Annotated in this window: 14 protein-coding genes; 5 read left to right on the top strand and 9 right to left on the bottom strand. The window is 64.9% G+C overall.

All coding sequences use genetic code 11. The features are described 5' to 3' along the window. Positions 1-148 precede the first annotated feature (148 nt). From glyS to XF30_RS32650, 6 genes are all read right to left on the bottom strand, one after another. Positions 149-2260: a glycine--tRNA ligase subunit beta gene (gene glyS / locus XF30_RS32625; RefSeq protein ID WP_109144967.1), complete on the bottom strand. Its 2112-nt coding sequence runs from the start codon at positions 2258-2260 to the stop codon at positions 149-151. Continuing rightward, positions 2260-3198: a glycine--tRNA ligase subunit alpha gene (locus XF30_RS32630; protein WP_036006377.1), complete on the bottom strand. Its 939-nt coding sequence runs from the start codon at positions 3196-3198 to the stop codon at positions 2260-2262. The genes glyS and XF30_RS32630 overlap by 1 nt, the downstream gene beginning before the upstream one ends. Positions 3199-3411: 213 nt before the next feature. After that, the gene (locus XF30_RS32635; RefSeq protein ID WP_036006375.1) at positions 3412-3603 is read right to left on the bottom strand and encodes a hypothetical protein; all 192 of its coding nucleotides are present in this window, start codon (positions 3601-3603) and stop codon (positions 3412-3414) included. 104 nt (positions 3604-3707) lie between these two features. Continuing rightward, a complete protein-coding gene (locus XF30_RS32640) occupies positions 3708-4616 on the bottom strand; it encodes a S49 family peptidase (RefSeq protein WP_036006373.1) in 909 nt (302 codons plus the stop codon). A 216-nt stretch (positions 4617-4832) separates the two neighbouring features. Further along, a complete protein-coding gene (locus XF30_RS32645; protein WP_109144968.1) occupies positions 4833-5597 on the bottom strand; it encodes a tRNA1(Val) (adenine(37)-N6)-methyltransferase in 765 nt (254 codons plus the stop codon). Continuing rightward, complete coding sequence (locus tag XF30_RS32650; RefSeq protein WP_008562067.1) at positions 5590-5817, bottom strand: putative signal transducing protein; 228 nt, start codon at positions 5815-5817, stop codon at positions 5590-5592. Before XF30_RS32650 ends, XF30_RS32645 begins: the two co-directional genes overlap by 8 nt. Before the next feature lie 133 nt (positions 5818-5950). Here XF30_RS32650 and XF30_RS32655 point away from each other — a divergent pair, with 133 nt between their 5' ends. The 5 genes from XF30_RS32655 to XF30_RS32675 all read left to right on the top strand — a co-directional run bounded on the left by XF30_RS32655 (position 5951) and on the right by XF30_RS32675 (position 10663). Further along, positions 5951-6958, top strand: coding sequence for a polyprenyl synthetase family protein (locus XF30_RS32655; RefSeq protein ID WP_036006386.1), 1008 nt, complete (start codon positions 5951-5953; stop codon positions 6956-6958). A 380-nt stretch (positions 6959-7338) separates the two neighbouring features. Continuing rightward, positions 7339-7854: a winged helix-turn-helix transcriptional regulator gene (locus tag XF30_RS32660; protein WP_109144969.1), complete on the top strand. Its 516-nt coding sequence runs from the start codon at positions 7339-7341 to the stop codon at positions 7852-7854. Position 7855: 1 nt separating this feature from the next. Beyond that, positions 7856-9118, top strand: coding sequence for a beta-ketoacyl-ACP synthase II (fabF, locus tag XF30_RS32665; protein ID WP_109144970.1), 1263 nt, complete (start codon positions 7856-7858; stop codon positions 9116-9118). 44 nt (positions 9119-9162) lie between these two features. After that, the gene (locus XF30_RS32670; RefSeq protein WP_057026303.1) at positions 9163-9795 is read left to right on the top strand and encodes a LysE family translocator; all 633 of its coding nucleotides are present in this window, start codon (positions 9163-9165) and stop codon (positions 9793-9795) included. Next, complete coding sequence (locus XF30_RS32675) at positions 9788-10663, top strand: alpha/beta fold hydrolase (RefSeq protein ID WP_109144971.1); 876 nt, start codon at positions 9788-9790, stop codon at positions 10661-10663. The genes XF30_RS32670 and XF30_RS32675 overlap by 8 nt, the downstream gene beginning before the upstream one ends. On the opposite strand, the gene XF30_RS32680 is transcribed toward XF30_RS32675, so the two are convergent. The 3 genes from XF30_RS32680 to XF30_RS32690 all read right to left on the bottom strand — a co-directional run bounded on the left by XF30_RS32680 (position 10660) and on the right by XF30_RS32690 (position 15374). Beyond that, positions 10660-11544 (bottom strand): 4-(cytidine 5'-diphospho)-2-C-methyl-D-erythritol kinase, encoded by an 885-nt coding sequence (locus tag XF30_RS32680; RefSeq protein ID WP_109144972.1) that lies wholly within the window; start codon positions 11542-11544, stop codon positions 10660-10662. The genes XF30_RS32675 and XF30_RS32680 overlap by 4 nt on opposite strands. Positions 11545-11628: 84 nt before the next feature. After that, positions 11629-13425 (bottom strand): tetratricopeptide repeat protein, encoded by a 1797-nt coding sequence (locus XF30_RS32685; protein WP_036024894.1) that lies wholly within the window; start codon positions 13423-13425, stop codon positions 11629-11631. A gap of 287 nt (positions 13426-13712) precedes the next feature. Beyond that, entirely contained in the window at positions 13713-15374 is a 1662-nt protein-coding gene (locus XF30_RS32690) for an electron transfer flavoprotein-ubiquinone oxidoreductase (protein ID WP_109144973.1), read from the bottom strand. Positions 15375-15589 lie beyond the last annotated feature (215 nt).

Below are 15589 nucleotides of genomic sequence, written 5' to 3' on the forward strand. Positions count from 1 at the left end.
GCAGCCGTCATTCCGGGACACGCCGGAGGCGTGGGCTATGGTGCGCAATTGCGCACCTGAGAATCCATACTCACGATCGTGGTTATGGATTCCGGGCTCGCGCTACGCGCGCCCCGGAATGACAGCGGTGTTTGCCGCAAACCGCGCCTCAATCCTGGATCTTCGAGAAATCCGCTACCGCGCGCGTGGCGCTGCGGATCTCGTTGAGGAGCTTCAGGCGGTTCTCGCGTACCTTGGGATCGTCGTCATTGACGCGCACCTTGTCGAAGAAGGCATCGACCGGCGGACGCAGCTTTGCCATCGCACTCATCGCGGCGGCGAAGTCTTCCTTGGCCACCGCAGCGCTGGCTTCCGCCTTGACCTCACCGATCGCCTTGGCCAGCGCCTTCTCCTCAGCGAGGCTGTAGAGCGCAGCATCTGGCTCGTGATCGTACTCGCGTTTATCCCTCTTCTCTTCGATAGCTAGAATGTTGCTCGCGCGTTTTGTCCCTGCCAGCAAATTCTTTCCATCATCGCTATCAAGCAATCTTCCGAGAGCCTCGATGCGATCCACGATCGAAATGAGCGAGTGCCCCTTAAAAAGCGATTCCGCACTCAAAACGGCATCGACCAGATCGTGTCGGGCCTTCTGATCCTTGAGCTGGACCTTCAGGCGATCCTCAAAAAAGAGCATCAAGTCATCGATCTTATCGACAACCTCAAGATACTTCTTTCTGTATGAATTCTCGAAGTGCTTCTCGACAATGTTTCGAAGACTGATCTTGATCCGCCGTTCAAGAACTATCCTGATGACGCCAAGTGCCGCGCGACGGAGCGCATATGGGTCTTTGCTCCCGGTTGGCTTTTCATCAATCGCCCAGAAACCGACTAGCGTATCCATCTTGTCGGCGAGCGCCACCACGACGCTGACCGGATCGGTCGGAACGCGATCAGCAGGCCCTTGCGGCTTGTAGTGCTCCTCGCAGGCCGCGGCGACGGAGGCGTCTTCGCCCTGAGCCAGCGCATAGTATTTGCCCATCAGGCCCTGCACTTCCGGGAATTCGCCGACGACTTCCGTCAGCAGATCTGCCTTTGCCAGATGCGCCGCGCGCGTCGCCTTGGCGACATCGGCGCCGACCAGCGGCGCGATCTCGGCGGCCAGGCGCTCGATGCGCTTGATGCGTTCCGCCTGCGTCCCGAGCTTCTCGTGAAACACGATCTGATCGAACTTCGGCAGCCGGCCCTCGAGCTTGGTCTTGAGGTCGGTCTCGTAGAAGAACTTCGCATCCGACAGCCGCGCGCGGATCACGCGCTCGTTGCCGGCAATGATGGTTTTGCCACCGTCGGTCGCCTCGATATTGGCGACCAGGATGAACTTGCTCGCGAGCTTGCCCGTCTTGGGGTCGCGCACCACAAAACACTTCTGGTTGTTGCGGATGGTGGCGCGGATGACTTCGTCGGGCGTCTTCAAGAACTCCGGCTCGAACGAGCCCATCAGCACGACCGGCCATTCGACGAGGCCGGCGACCTCGTCGAGCAGGTTCTGGTCCTCGATCAGCTCAAAACCTTGCGCGAAGGCCAGCTGCTTGGCGTCGGTGAGGATGGCGTCCTTGCGGCGCTCGGGGTCGAGCACGACTTTTGCTGCAAGAAGCTTAGCCTCGTAGTCCTCGAAGCGGCGCACGGAGATCGGCGCCGGCGCAAGGAAGCGATGACCGTAAGTGGTCTGGCCGCTCTCGATGCCGTCGACCTCGAATTTCACGACATCGGGCTCTTCGGTCTCGGGGCCGAAGGTCGCGGTGATCGCGTGCAGCGGACGCACCCAGTTCAGCGAGCCGGGCTTGCCCGAGCGCGCGCCCCAGCGCATCGATTTGGGCCAGGGGAAGGTGCGGATGATGACAGGCAGGATCTCGGCGAGCACGTCGATCGCGTCGCGGCCGGGCTTCTCGATCAAGCCGATGTAGAAATCACCCTTGGGGTCGCGCTGGATTTTGGCTTCGTCCAACGACTTCAAACCGGTTGCCTTGAGGAAGCCCTGCACGGCCGCATCGGGCGCGCCGACCTTCGGGCCACGGCGCTCGGTCTTCAGATCAGGCTGGCGCGCAGGGATGCCGTGCATGGTGAGCGCAAGGCGGCGCGGCGTCGCGAAGGCTTTTGCGCCCTCATAGACCAGGCCCTCGGCAATCAGCTTGTCGGTGACCATGCGGCGCAGATCGTCCGCCGCCTTCGCCTGCATGCGCGCGGGAATTTCTTCGGAAAACAGTTCAAGCAAAAGATCGGGCATCAGGCCGCTCCGCCCGCTTCAGTGTGGATCCAGGCCTCGCCACAAGCTTTTGCCAGCTCGCGCACGCGCAGAATGTAGCTCTGCCGTTCGGTCACGGAGATCACGCCGCGGGCATCGAGCAGGTTGAAGACGTGGCTCGCCTTGATGCACTGGTCGTAGGCAGGCAGCGCCATCAGATGCTGTTTCCGGTTGCCGCCGTCGCGCCAGCCCGCGTCGAGATATTTTTTGCAGGCCGCTTCCGCCATCTTGAACTGCTCGAACAGCATCGCGGTGTCCGCATACTCGAAATTGTGCCGCGAATATTCCTGCTCGGCCTGCAGGAACACGTCGCCATAGGTGACCTTCTGGTCACCGTCGCGTCCGTTGAAGTTGAGGTCGTAGACGCGGTCGACGCCCTGCACATACATCGCGAGGCGCTCGAGCCCGTAGGTGAGCTCGCCCGCGACCGGGGCGCATTCGAAGCCGGCGACCTGCTGAAAGTAAGTGAACTGGCTGACCTCCATGCCGTCGCACCAGCACTCCCAACCGAGGCCCCAGGCGCCCAGCGTCGGACTCTCCCAATCGTCCTCGACGAAGCGGATGTCGTGCACGGCGGAATCGATGCCGATCGCGGCGAGCGACTTCAGGTACAGCTCCTGAAGGTTCGGCGGCGACGGCTTCATGATCACCTGGAACTGGTAATAGTGCTGCATCCGGTTCGGGTTCTCGCCGTAACGGCCGTCCTTGGGCCGGCGCGAGGGCTGCACATAGGCCGCGTTCCACGGCTTTGGCCCAAGCGCGCGGAGCGTGGTCGCCGGATGGAAGGTGCCCGCGCCCATTTCCATGTCGTAGGGCTGCAGGATCACGCAGCCCTGCTCGGCCCAGAACCGCTGGAGCGCGAGGATGAAGCCCTGGAACGAGCGTTCCGGGCGCATATGGGCGGGCAATGAGGCGTCCATCGTCAGATCGGGCTCTCGCGGGGGGTTTTGAATAGCGCGGGACCGTATCGACGGCGGGGATGGGAATCAAGGCGAAGGGGCCGGATTCGGGCGTCATTCCGGGGCGCCCGCAGGGCGAGCCCGGAATCCATTGCGCCGCTCACTCCGTGGTTCGGATGGATTCCGGGTTCTCGCTTCGCGAGCCCCGGAATGACGAACGCGTGGAGGTGTGCCCTAACCCGGCCGGTAAGCTCCGGTCACGGGGTCACGCTTCAGCGTCTGGATATCCCCCATGCGGGCGGCCTCGGTGACGCGCGACAGGCGCATCTCCTCCAGCTCCTGGTTGATCCGGATGGCGGTCTTGTAGGCCCAGCGGACCACGGCAAGCCCGCCCAGGACGCCCGCGAAAGCGACGAACGGCGGCATCGGTCGATCCTCGTCTCATGCTCAGCCCCCACACGCATTGTTGCGCAGATGGACCTGCGCCGCAATCGGCGCCGCCCGGGCGAAATGGCGCGGGAGCGCGAGACCTAGAACCCGAATTTCGCCCAAATCGCCCGCGTCTCGACCGCCGAGATCAGCTCGTCCGGCAGCCCGGCCATTGATTCCAGGGCCGAAAGCTGCCCCGCGCCGGGCGATTTCCGGCCCAAAAGGCCGGAGAGCAGCCCGGTCGGCTGCGCAATCACGGGGGTGAGAACCTTCTCACCATAACGGGCACGAAGAGTTGAGCGGAGATCGCCGATGCTGTCGGCGAGCCCCAGCGCGATCGCGCTGTCCCCCGCCCAGTATTCGCCCGTGAACAGCGTATCGTCGGCTCCCTTCAGCCGGGCGCCGCGGCTTTCCTTGACCAGCGCGATGAAGATCTGGTGGATCTCGCGCTGGATCGCCTTCAGCCTCATGACATCATCCGGGTTTTCCGGAAGGAACGGATCGAGCATCGCCTTGTGCTCGCCCGAGGTGTAGAGGCGCCGCTCGATGCCGAGCCGCCTGATCGCCTCCTGAAAACCGAAACTGCCGCCGACCACGCCGATCGAGCCGAGGATCGAGGAGGGATCGCAGATGATCTCGTTGCCCGCGCAGGCGATCATGTAACCACCGGAGGCCGCAACGTCCTCGACGAACACGAGCACCGGCAGCTTCTTCTCCGCGGCGAGCTGCTTGATGCGCAAGTAGATCTGGCGCGACTGCACCGGCGAGCCCCCGGGCGAGTTGATCACCAGCGCCACTGCCTTGGCGTGCCGATAGGAAAACGCGCGCTCGAGCACCCGCGCGACGCCGGCAAGCGTCAGGCCCGGACGCAGCGGCGTCACCGCACCGATCACACCGGACAGCCGCACCACCGGCACGACCGCCGTGCCGGGACGAAAGCGCGCCGGCAGATATTGCATGAGCTTGTCGGCCAGGCCGGAACTCTCACGATCGTTCAATTGTTCGGCCATGGCCTTACCTCTGATTAACCATTTCTTATCACGCGAGTGTCATTGAAAGTGCCAGGAACGTGTTTTGCAGAATCCGCGTTGGGAAGCTGCAATAGGCAGCGGAAGGAAACGCCATGAAGATCTATCTGCTGTTGCTGCTGATCGGTGCGCTTTTCACGGCGCTTCACTTTACGTCGCCGCAAGAGCAGCAGACGGAATCGCTTCCGCAATAAGCCGTCACGGCCTCGCCAGCGGCAACGCCGCCCTCCCCTCCAGAATATCCTTCACCTCTTTCTTCGGCACGTTTGACTCCTCGTTGAGCATGAGGCCCGGCAGCAATTGTGTCGGTGCCCGGCCGCCTTTGACTGCGCGCACCAGCACCCGGATGGCAGGCTTTCCCGCTTCGCCATGAACCGGCAGGATCGCGAGGCTGCCGAAGCCGCGTGACAGCGCTGCCATGACGTCGCCAATTCCGTCCGCGCGCCAGATCAGGGTCAGCACGCCGCTCGATCGGAGAATGCGCCGGGCTGCATGCACCCACGCATGCAGTGTCTCCTCCCTCGCCACATGCGCGGTGTGGCGCGCCTGATCCGGCGAGCCGCGATGGCGTGCGGGATCGTTGAAGGGCGGGTTCATCAACACGGCGTCGGAACCGTCGGGCAGAAGTCCGTTCGCTGCAAACGCCTGCGCGTCGGCGGTGACGTCGAGCACGATGACCTCGGCAGGAAGCGCGTTCGCGGCGGCGTTGGCCCGCGCGAGCTGCGCCAGTTCCGGATCGATCTCGACCAGGCTGAGCCTGATCCCCGCGACGCGCCGCGCCAGCGCAAGGCCCGCCGTGCCGACGCCGGCGCCAAGCTCGACCACGCGGTCACCCGCCTTAGCGTCGGTCGCTGCTGCCAGCAGGATGGCGTCGTGCCCGGCGCGGTGGCCTGACCGCTTCTGCATCAAGCGCAACTGCCCGCCGAGAAACGCGTCCTCGGTAATATCCGCGGCCTCAATCATCGCCGCGCAGTTCGTGGCTGAGGCCTGCCTCGGTGAGGAGCGCCCTGGCTTCCTCGGCGTCGTCCTCATGAACCAGGATCCGCCGCGGCAGAATGCCGAGAGACCCCTCGATGATGCTCATGTTCTGGTCCAGCACCAGATGATGGATGTTGGCGCCGTCGAGCAGCGCGCCAATCGCCGACACCAGCACCATATCGTTGGTCCGAACCAGTTCACGCAAAACGGAGGTCTCCTGCCTGAAAGTGGCTAACGCGGCAAATGTCAATGGTTCCGCGGCCCTTGCCGCATCCGTCGCCAGTTTCTATTGTATTTCCATCAGAATAGCCCTTCCGGGGCAAATATTGGAGACCGGCGTGGCCGTCATCGTACCTTTCGAAACCCCCGGCGCGTCGATCGAAGAGCTGGTTGCCCTTGTCGCTCCCGACATGGAGCGCGTCAATGCCACGATCCTGTCGCGGACCGGCTCCGACGTGACCATGATCCCTGAAGTGGCCAACCACTTGATCTCCTCGGGCGGCAAGCGCCTGCGCCCGATGCTGACGCTCGCCATGGCCAATCTCGCCGGCTACACCGGTGACGGCCACATCAAGTTGGCTGCCAGCGTCGAGTTCATGCACACCGCCACCCTGCTGCACGACGACGTGGTCGACGAGAGCGAGATGCGCCGCGGCAAGCTGTCGGCGCGCATGCTCTGGGGCAACGAGGCAAGCGTGCTGGTCGGCGACTTCCTGCTCGGGCAGGCCTTCCGCATGATGGTCGAGGTCGGCTCGCTGCGCGCGCTCGACATCCTCTCCGCGGCGGCCGCCACCATCGCCGAGGGCGAGGTGATGCAGCTCGCCGCCGCCAAGAACACCGCGACCACCGAGGACGAATATCTCGCCGTGATCCGCGGCAAGACCGCCGAATTGTTCGCCGCCGCCTGCGAGGTCGGCCCCGTGATCGCGAACCGCCCGAAGGCGGAGCAGACTGCCTGCCGCTCGGTCGGCATGAATCTCGGCATCGCCTTCCAGCTCGTCGACGACGTGCTCGACTATGGCGGCAAGAGCGCCAAGCTCGGCAAGAACACCGGCGACGATTTCCGCGAAGGCAAGATCACGCTGCCCGTCGTGCTCGCCTTCCGCCGCGGCAACGACACCGAGCGCGCCTTCTGGATCCGGGCGCTCGAGCGCGGCGAGATCGGCGATTCCGATCTCGATCACGCCATCGGCCTGATGAACAAGCACCGCGCGCTCGAGGACACGCTGATCCGCGCCCAGCACTACGGCGCCATGGCCGTGGATGCGCTGGCGCTGTTCCCGCCCTCGCCGATGAAGAGCGCGCTGGAGCAGGTCGTGGCGTTCTGCTTGGCAAGGTCGCATTAGGCGACTGACGCTCACGCTTTGCGCGCTCCCTGCACCCGTCATTGCGAGCGTAGCGAAGCAATCCAGAATCCCGCCGCGGAAACAGTCTGGATTACTTCGCTGCGTTCGCAATGACGGAGTACGCCGCGACGGCACCGCTCGCTCTCGTGTCCCGGACGCGCTGCAGCGTGAAACGCTGCTGCGCAGAGCCGGACCCATGCGACATCCGCAATCGTGAGCAATATGGCCCTGGCTCTGCAGCGCACCGCTAGGAGGCGCTGCGCTGCGTCCGGGGCACGAGAGCGCGCTTCATCTCATCAGCAGAACCCAGCCTCACTCGCTCCACATGGCTCCCCGCGCAGTTACTTGCATTTTGCAAGTGACTGACCTACCTTGCCCGCATGCAACCCAAATCCCCTTCGATCCTGGAATGCCCGGTCGGCCGCGCGGTAGAGACGGTCGGCGAATGGTGGAGCATCCTGATTCTGCGCGATGCATTTCAGGGTGCGACGAAGTTCGACGAGTTCTCGCAAAGCCTCGGCATTGCGCCGAACATCCTGTCGCGGCGGCTCTCGCATCTCACCGAAAGCGGCATGTTCGTGCGTCGCCGCTATCAGGAGCGCCCGCCGCGCTACGAATATGTGCTGACGGACAAGGCGCGGGATTTCTTCCCCGTGATCGCTACGCTTTTCGCCTGGGGCAACAAGCATCTGGCGCCGAAAGGCGAATCCATCCTGCTGGCGAGCCGCGACGATGTCCGCCCGCTCGAGCCGCTCTTGGTCGATGCCGCCGATAAGCGCCCGATCACGCTGGCCAATGCGGTCGTCGTCGCAGGTCCCCGCGCCAGCCGCGGCATGCGCGCACGGCTTGCTTCGCTCAAGGCCATGAACCCGGCCGTCGCGCCGGCTGGAGACTGACATGCGTCGTATCGTCGTGACGGGAATGGGCGCGGTGTCGCCGCTTGGCTGCGGCGTCGAATTGACGTGGCGGCGGCTGCTCGCCGGGCAAAGCGGGCTGCGCCCGTTGCCGGAATGGGCAGAGGCGCTGCCGGCGCGCATTGCAGGCCTCGTGCCCGATAAGACCGATGATGCCGAAGGCGGTTTTGATCCGGCGCAGGCTGCCGCGCCCAAGGATCAGCGCAAGATGGACCGCTTCATCCTGTTCGCGCTGCTCGCGACGGCAGAAGCCGTCGCGCAAGCCAAATGGACACCGCAGGATGCTGGCGCGCTCGAGCGCACCGCGACGATCATCGCCTCTGGCGTCGGCGGCTTTCCCGCCATGGCGGAGGCGGTGCGCATCACCGCGCAACGCGGCGCGCGCCGGCTGTCGCCGTTCACGATCCCCTCGTTCCTCGCCAATCTCGCCGCCGGCCACGTCTCGATCAAGTACGGCTACAAGGGCGCGCTGGGCGCGCCCGTCACGGCCTGCGCCGCCGGCGTGCAGGCGATCGGCGATGCCGCGCGCATGATCCGATCAGGCGAAGCTGACGTTGCGATCTGCGGCGGCGCGGAGGCCTGCATCGATATCGTCAGTCTCGGCGGCTTTGCGGCCGCTCGCGCGCTGTCGAGCGGCTTCAACGACGAGCCTGCGCGCGCCTCGCGTCCGTTCGATCGCAACCGCGACGGTTTCGTGATGGGCGAAGGCGCCGGCATCCTGGTGATCGAGGCGCTGGAGCATGCGCAGGCGCGCGGCGCGACGCCGATCGCCGAGCTTGTCGGCTACGGCACGACCGCGGACGCCTATCACATGACCTCGGGGCCGCCGGATGGCGATGGTGCCCGCCGCGCCATGGAGATCGCGCTTCGGCAGGCCAAGCTTGCGCCCGCGGATGTGCAGCACCTGAACGCGCACGCGACCTCGACACCGGCCGGCGACGAAAGCGAGCTAGGCGCCATCGGCGCGCTGTTCGGCCGCAACCGCGGCATTGCCGTGAGCGCGACCAAATCGGCCACGGGTCACCTGCTCGGCGCCGCCGGCGGGCTGGAAGCGGTTTTCACCGTGCTCGCGTTGCGCGACCAGATCGCGCCGCCCACGCTCAATCTCGAAAACCCCGATGCGGGCGCCGAAGGCATCGATATCGTCGCAGGCAGCGCGCGGCCAATGCCGATGCAGCATGCCATCTCCAACGGGTTCGGCTTCGGCGGGGTCAATGCCAGCGTGATCTTGCGCCGGCTGGGCTAAGCAAGAGGTCTTGCAATCGCCGCCGGCTTCGCTACGAAAACGGCATGATCGAAACGAATTTCTGGCTGTTCCTGGCCGCAGCTCTCCTCATTGCCGCCGTTCCCGGCCCTGGCATTTTTTACGTCGCGGCGCGAACCTTGTCGGAGGGGCGTGGCAGCGGCTTCGCCTCGACCGCGGGCACGGCGCTGGGCGGACTGGTTCATGTGGTCGCGGGCAGCCTCGGCATCTCCGCCATCATCCTGGCCAGCGCGGAGCTGTTTGCCGCCGTGAAATTCGTCGGCGCGCTCTATCTGGTCTGGCTCGGCATCAAGACGTTTCGCAGCGCCGGCAACAACCTGTCGCTCGGGAGCGAGCCGATCGGCGACAAGCGCGCGTTTCGCGACGGCGTGCTGGTCGAAGCGCTCAATCCGAAGACCGCGGCATTCTTCCTCGCCTTCATTCCACAGTTTCTCGATCCGTCGGACTCGAACCCGACGCTGCAATTCATCCTGCTCGGTGCGATCTCCGTGGCCCTGAACACGCTCGCCGATGTCGTGGTGGTGCTGATGGCCTCCGCGACGCGCGCGCAGCTGACCGGACGGCCGCTTCTGATGCGTCGCCTCACGCAGGGCTCCGGCGTCTTCATCGCGGGCCTCGGCCTCTCGCTCGCCCTGGCGCGGCGGCCGGCCAATGGCTAGCGCCCCGCAAAGCCGCTTCTATGAATCGCACGGCCTGCGGCTGCACTACGCCGACTGGGGCAACGAGGGCGCACCCACCGCCATCCTGGTGCACGGCGGCCGCGATCATTGCCGCAGCTGGGATCACATCGCGCGCTCGCTGCAACCGCATTTTCGCGTCGTTGCGCCCGATCTCCGTGGTCACGGCGATTCCGACTGGACGAAAGGCGGCAGCTACGCACTCACCGAATATGTCTACGATGTCGCGCAGCTGGTTCGCACCTTAGCCACGCCTCAGGTCACTCTCATCGGCCATTCGATGGGGGGCATGGTGAGCCTGATCTTTTCGGGCGCATTCCCCGAACAGGTCACGAGGCTCGTCGTCCTCGACGGCGTGACCATGTTGCCGGACACACCGAAGCCGCCGGCGCATGAGCGCATCGGCAGATGGGTCGGCCAGCTCGACAAGCTCCAAGACCGCACCCCGCGCCGCTATCCGAGCCTCGAGGACGCGGCCGCGCAGATGGTGCTTCACAACAAGCGCCTGTCACGGGACCTCGCGCTGCATCTCGCCAGGCATGGCGCGCGGCAGAACGAGGACGGCAGCTACAGCTGGAAATTCGATCCCTATCAGCGCGCCTCCGCGCCACATCGGCTCTGGCCCGACGATCACATCGAGCTGTGGTCGCGGATCACGTGCCCGACGCTGCTGCTCAATGCCGGCGAAAGCTTTCTAGCGGGCGCTCGCTCCGCCGGCCTGGAGCGATACTTCCAGAACGCGCGCGTTAAGACTATTGCCGGGGCGGGACACTGGCTGCAGCACGACAAGCCGCAGGAGGTGTTGGGTGAGATCCGGCGGTTTCTCGAGCTCAACGAGGACGAAGGCTAGCTCAACGTGCCCGCATGCACCCACCAGGCGGGGTGATCGCGCCGGATCGTTTCGGCCGCGGCATGTGCCTCCTCAGATGCGCCGTAGATCGCAAAGCACGTCGCGCCCGAGCCGGACATGCGGGCGAGCTTGACGCCGGCGGAATCGCGCAAGGCGTCCAGCACCTCGCCGATCACAGGCTCGATCCGCAGCGCGGGTGCTTCGAGATCGTTGGCGACCGTGTCGAGAACCTCGACCCAATCGGAAATCGAGCCGCCTTCGCCGGGCCAGGCCGGTGCGCGGATGACGTCGGTGACGCCGACCAGGAGCTCGCCGTTGCGCAGGCCCAGCGCCTGGAACACGTCCTTGGTGGCGACAGGCACACGCGGATTGACCATGACGCAAGGCATGCTCGGCAGCGCGAGCGGCAGCAGCTGCTCGCCGACGCCGGTCATGTCGCAGGCGCGCGAGAGGAGGCACACCGGCACGTCGGCGCCGGTTGCGAGCGCGACCTTCTGAATGCGGGGATCATCGAGCGACAGATCGTTGAGACGCGCCAGGAGCCGCAGCGCGGCCGCGGCATCCGCCGAGCCGCCGCCGATGCCGGCTGCAACAGGGAGCACCTTGTCGAGCGCGAAGGCGCCCAGCTGCAGGCCAGGGATCGCCTCGGCAAGGAGCTTGGCGGCCTTGAGCACGAGATTGTCGGCTGTGTCGCCGCAGGCGGCAGCCAGCGGCCCAGTCGTGGTGAGCTTCAGCTCCCCGCCCGGCTCCAAGGTGAGCCGGTCGGCGCAGTCGGCAAACGCGACCACGCTTTCGAGATCATGATAACCATCGGCACGACGGCCGACGACGCGAAGGCTCAAATTGACCTTCGCCCGTCCCTCTTCAATCAACGCCGACATTGGCGATCAGCCCCCAAGACTCACTTGTTTGCGCATGATCTGATCGGAAAACCGCTCCACACTTTTCCGGATCATGCGCCTAGCTTAGCCGCCCTTGCCGTCGTCCTTCTTCTTTTCGGCCTGCGCCGCAGAAGAGTTCGAATTGTCGTCGGGAAGGCCGTTGGCGATCTTGGCCTCGATCTTCGGCAGCTCTTCCGGCTCGGGCTTGAGATCGCGCGCATGCGACCACTGGAATTTTGCCTCCAGCGTGCGGCCGACGCGCCAATAGGCGTCGCCGAGGTGGTCGTTGATGGTCGGATCCTCGGGCTTGAGATCGATCGCGCGTTCGAGGTTCTTCACTGCCTCCTCGAAATTGCCGATGCGGTAATAGGCCCAGCCGAGGGAATCGACGATGTAGCCGTCGTCGGGACGCTGCTCGACGGCCCGCTTGATCATCTTCATGCCTTCGTCGAGATTCACGCCCTGGTCGATCCAGGAATAGCCGAGATAGTTGAGGACGTGCGGCTGATCGGGCTGCAGCTCCAGCGCCTTCTTCATGTCGGCCTCGGCCTTGGCCCATTGCTTGGAGCGCTCCTGGCAGATGCCGCGATAATAGTACCAGACGCTGTTGGCCTTGTCGTTGCCGGGCGGCAGCACCTCGATGCCTCGTGAATAGGTCGCGCCGCAATCGCCGAACCGCTTGCGGCCGCGCTCGATGTTGCCGAGCGCCATGATGGCTTCGAGGTCCTTGGGATCCTCCGAGGTGACGCCCTTGAGGATCTTGATCGCCTCGTCGGTGCGGTCGGCGGAATCGAGATCGATGGCGAGCTGAATTTGCGCGTTGCGCTTGAGCGGCGAGTTGGCGGGCACGCGCTCGTAGACCTTGATCGCCATCTTCGGCCGCTTGACTGATTCGTAGAGATCGGCGAGCGACAGCAGTGCCAGCGGATGCGTCGGCTGCAGGTAGAGCGAGAGCTGGAGATAGACCAGCGCCAGATCCTCGCCACCGCGGCGGGTCAGCGTCGCGCCGATGCCGTAGAGCGCTTCGGCGGCGCCGGCCTGCGCGGAATCGACCAGCGGCGGCATCTTCTTGCCGGCCTTGGTCTCGCGCAGGCCTTCCTGGATCAGCGGATGGCGCGCGAGCTTCTTGTCGAAGGCCTGATAGATGTTGGTAGCCGCGGCGGAATCCTTGTTGCGCGACAGCCAGCGCGCATAGGCCTCGGTCACGCGCAGCATGGAATCGTCGAGCTTGTAGGCGCGCTCGAAGCGCGTGCCGGCGTCCTTCTCCTTGCCGGAGAGCTCCAGGATCATGCCGGTGTGGAGATCCTTGAACAGCGGATACCATTCCGGACCTGTCAGCTTGTCGATGGTGGCGACACCACCCTTGGCATCGCCCGCACCATAGGCGGCCCAGCCCGACAGCAGCGTGGCGACGAGATCGGTGATCGGACCACGGATCGACTGGTTGATGTTGGTCTGCGCCGCGACGTACTTCTTCAGCTTGAGATCGTGCACGCCGACGACGAGACGGGCGACGCGGTTGGTCTTGTCGATGGTGAGGATGCGCTCGGCGAGCTTGACCGCCTCCTCGATGTCGCCGTCGGCGACCGACGAGATGAAGGCACGGTCGAGCAGCTCGTTGTTCTTGGGATCGGTGCGGAGCGCCGAACGGTAGAATGCGGCGGCCGAGGTCGCGTCGCGCTCAACGCTAGCATGGCGGGCGGCGAGATAGCTGCCGGCGCCGGTGAGCGACTTCAGATCGTTTCGCGTCGGAAATTGCGCCGCCGTGTTTTCCGGATGATCCGGCGTCTGCGCCAGGACCGCGCCGGGGACCGTCGCGATCGCGGTGCCCATGAGGGCGATGGCGGCAGCAGTCCAGCGGTTGAAACGATTTGAAAACATCAGGGCTCGCCTTGAGTTGGGTGGTGCCTGGGTTTGCAGCAGAAGACCGTATCGCAAGCGAACGCGGCCGGTGACATCCGGGCCCGGAACCGTCAGGCCGACAATGCCGCTTTTGGCGCTTCGCCGCAAGGATTCGGACCCGGGAAGATCCCCTCCGCACGCCCAAACCGGCCCATTGAAACCGCGCCAGCGCCCCAAGACGCCGCCACTATGGCCTTATCGTGGCCGCGGCGGGTCGCCGCAGCCCCGTCCTCACGGGAACGTGCGCTTGGTCACCTGCGATGTCCTCACATCGCCTCGTAGTTCGGGCCGCCGCCGCCCTCCGGGGGAACCCAGGTGATGTTGCCGTTGGGATCCTTCACGTCACAGGTCTTGCAGTGAACGCAGTTCTGGGCGTTGATCTGGAAGCGCGGGCCGGAGCCCTCCTCGATCCATTCATAGACGCCAGCCGGGCAATAGCGGTTCGAGGGGCCGGCATAGACGTCGTGCTCGGACGTCTTCTGGAGGTTCATGTCCGTGACCTTCAGATGGATCGGCTGGTCCTCCTCGTGATTGGTGTTGGACAAAAACACCGAGGACAGCTTGTCGAACGTGATCTTGCCGTCGGGCTTCGGGTAGTTCCTGGGCGCGTGGCTCTTGGCCGAATCGAGCGTGGCGCGGTCGGGCTTGACGTGCGACTGCGTGCCAAACAGTGAGGCGCCGAACAGCGTATTGCACCACATGTCGAAGCCGCCCAGCGCGACGCCGAGCACGGTGCCGAACTTCGACCACAATGGCTTGACGTTGCGGACCAGGAACAGGTCCTTGCCGACCGATGAGGAACGCCAGGCGTTCTCGTATTCGACGAGCTCGTCATTGGCGCGGTCGGCGGCGAGCGCGGCCGCAACATGTTCGGCAGCCAGCATGCCGGTGCCCATCGCATTGTGCACGCCCTTGATGCGCGGCACGTTGACGAAGCCAGCCGCGCAGCCGATCAGCGCGCCGCCGGGGAAGCTCAGCTTCGGCACCGACTGATAGCCACCCTCGGTGATCGCGCGCGCGCCGTAGGCGAGCCGCTTGGCGCCTTCGAAGGTGCCGCGGATCGAGGGATGGGTCTTGAAGCGCTGGAATTCGTCGAATGGGGACAGATAGGGATCGTCGTAGTTCAGATGCACGACGAAGCCGACGGCGACGAGATTGTCGTCGTAGTGATAAAGGAACGAGCCGCCACCGGTCTTGAGGTCAAGCGGCCAGCCGAATGAATGCTGGATCAAGCCCTTCTGGTGCTTGGCGGGATCGATCTGCCAGACCTCCTTGAGGCCGATGCCGAACTTCGGCGGCTCGCTCTTGGCGTCGAGCGCGAACTTGTTGATGAGCTGCTTGGTCAGGCTGCCGCGGGCGCCTTCGGCGAACAGCGTGTACTTGCCGAGCAATTCCATGCCGCGGGTGAAGGAATCCTTCGGCTTGCCGTCGCGGCCGATGCCCATGTCGCCGGTGGCGATGCCCTTGACCTTGCCCTCCTCGTCATAGAGCACCTCGGCCGCCGCAAAGCCCGGATAGATCTCGACGCCAAGCGCCTCGGCCTTGCGCGCCAGCCAGCGGCAGACATTGCCGAGCGAGCCGATGTAGCAGTGATGATTGTTCATCAGCGGCGGCATCATGAAATTCGGCAGCTTGATCGCGCCGCCGCCGGTCATCCAGTAGAAGCGGTCGTCCTTGACCTGCGTCTTCAGCGGGCAGTCGGCATCCTCGCGCCAGTCCGGGATCAGCTTGTCAAGGCCCGCGGGATCGATCACGGCGCCCGAGAGGATGTGCGCACCAACCTCGGAGCCCTTCTCCACCACGACGACGTTGAGCTCGGCGTTGAGCTGCTTGAGCCGGATCGCGGCCGACAGACCCGACGGGCCGGCGCCGACGATGACGACGTCGAATTCCATGGATTCGCGCGGGGGAAGTTCTTCGGTGCTCATCTGATCTCAGCCCTTGAGACGGTCCTTGGTCGTTTGCGCCCTCTTGTTTCCGATTTTTCCGGGTAGGACAACCTCGGAATCGCGTTCCGCCGGGATGCAAGGCCGTCCAAGGTGATATAAAAGTCAGACTTTCCCATGATCCCCGAACCCGCACCCACCGTCCGAGAGCTGCTCGCCTTCTATCTGGAGGCCGGTGTCGACTGCGCGCTCGCGGA

It is taken from the genome of Bradyrhizobium sp. SUTN9-2 (assembly GCF_003122645.1).
GTDB classification, from domain to species: Bacteria; Pseudomonadota; Alphaproteobacteria; order Rhizobiales; family Xanthobacteraceae; genus Bradyrhizobium; species Bradyrhizobium yuanmingense.